This window comes from Vibrio sp. L5-1, from assembly GCF_021728315.1.
In the GTDB taxonomy this organism is placed as follows: domain Bacteria; phylum Pseudomonadota; class Gammaproteobacteria; order Enterobacterales; family Vibrionaceae; genus Vibrio; species Vibrio splendidus_K.
Genome location: NZ_JAKKCQ010000006.1, coordinates 41,357 through 42,182, shown reverse-complemented (window position 1 = coordinate 42,182; position 826 = coordinate 41,357). Strand labels below are relative to the sequence as shown.

The following is an 826-nucleotide window of genomic DNA, read 5'->3' as shown; positions in this document are numbered from 1 at the left end:
TAACTAAGCGATACTAGCTCAGCTGGTAGAGCGCAACCTTGCCAAGGTTGAGGTCATCGGTTCGAACCCGATGTATCGCTCCAATTTCTTTCTTAGGAATGATGTTGGGAATATAGAGTCATTAACTTAAATAATGCATCCGGACGCGGGATGGAGCAGTTTGGTAGCTCGTCGGGCTCATAACCCGAAGGTCGTCGGTTCAAATCCGGCTCCCGCAACCACATTACAGTTGAACGTTGATTACTTTCTTGCAGTAAGAACTTAGCTTCTTAGCAGACAGAATTAACGGTTAACTAATGCGATACTAGCTCAGTTGGTAGAGCGCAACCTTGCCAAGGTTGAGGTCATCGGTTCGAACCCGATGTATCGCTCCAAATTCTATTCTTAGAGCCTTGCTCAGAATGAAAATGGTTTAGTCTCATTGTCTTAAACAATGCATCCGGACGCGGGATGGAGCAGTTTGGTAGCTCGTCGGGCTCATAACCCGAAGGTCGTCGGTTCAAATCCGGCTCCCGCAACCACATTACAGTTGAACGTTGATTTGATGCTTCCTAGCAGACAAGATGAACGGTTAGCTTATGCGATACTAGCTCAGTTGGTAGAGCGCAACCTTGCCAAGGTTGAGGTCATCGGTTCGAACCCGATGTATCGCTCCAAATTCTATTCTTAGAGCCTTGCTCAGAATGAAAATGGGTTAGTCTCATTGTCTTAAACGGTAATGATGCGAAAAGAGAAACATCCGGACGCGGGATGGAGCAGTTTGGTAGCTCGTCGGGCTCATAACCCGAAGGTCGTCGGTTCAAATCCGGCTCCCGCAACCACATTA

General features: G+C 47.6%; 6 tRNA genes. All 6 read left to right on the top strand.

Going from position 1 to position 826, the window contains the following annotated elements:
- Positions 1-7: 7 nt before the first annotated feature.
- The 6 genes from L3V35_RS19130 to L3V35_RS19105 all read left to right on the top strand — a co-directional run bounded on the left by L3V35_RS19130 (position 8) and on the right by L3V35_RS19105 (position 821).
- A tRNA-Gly gene (locus L3V35_RS19130) sits at positions 8-83 on the top strand.
- Between the two features lie 61 nt (positions 84-144).
- Positions 145-221, top strand: a tRNA-Met gene (locus L3V35_RS19125).
- A gap of 77 nt (positions 222-298) precedes the next feature.
- Positions 299-374, top strand: a tRNA-Gly gene (locus L3V35_RS19120).
- A gap of 70 nt (positions 375-444) precedes the next feature.
- A tRNA-Met gene (locus tag L3V35_RS19115) sits at positions 445-521 on the top strand.
- A 59-nt stretch (positions 522-580) separates the two neighbouring features.
- Positions 581-656: transfer RNA gene (locus L3V35_RS19110), tRNA-Gly, on the top strand.
- 88 nt (positions 657-744) lie between these two features.
- Positions 745-821 (top strand) — tRNA-Met (locus L3V35_RS19105).
- The last annotated feature ends 5 nt before the right edge of the window (positions 822-826 follow it).